Below are 447 nucleotides of genomic sequence, written 5' to 3' on the forward strand. Positions count from 1 at the left end.
CATTTCAGGAACCCAACGAAAACAGAGCAATACGAAACCTATAAATTCCGCCACCAATGCAAAAATGATGATCTTCTTCACTAACTTTCTGAGGTTAATCTTACGATCTTGCCCCAATGCTTCTTTCGCTAATGCTTGCTGTTTCAAACTTAGCCGAACACCAAACATATAGAGCAGCACTGCAGACAGGGTCATCTGCCCTAAACCGCCGACTTGCATCAAAAACATCAGCAGTATTTTGCCCGCCAGAGTGAAATGCTCACCCGTATCGACAACACCCAAGCCTGTCACACTGATTGCGGATGTGGCAGTAAACAGCGCATCTGTAAAACTAAGCCCAGTCACAGAGAACACGGGTAGCGTCAGCAAGATTGCAGAAGGGATAAGAACACCTAAGAAACTCGTAAGGATAATCTTTGGCTCTGAGCCTTTGCGCGGCTTTTTATC

1 protein-coding gene is annotated in these 447 nt (G+C 45.6%); it reads right to left on the bottom strand.

Features of this window, described 5'->3' with window-relative positions:
* Window positions 1–447, bottom strand: a 447-nt coding sequence (locus AB4512_RS22995) for a potassium transporter TrkG (RefSeq protein ID WP_372175839.1), incomplete at both ends; no start/stop codon positions are given.

Origin of the sequence: Vibrio sp. 10N.222.52.B7 (genome assembly GCF_041474275.1) — a bacterium.
Classification (GTDB): Bacteria; Pseudomonadota; Gammaproteobacteria; order Enterobacterales; family Vibrionaceae; genus Vibrio; species Vibrio crassostreae_C.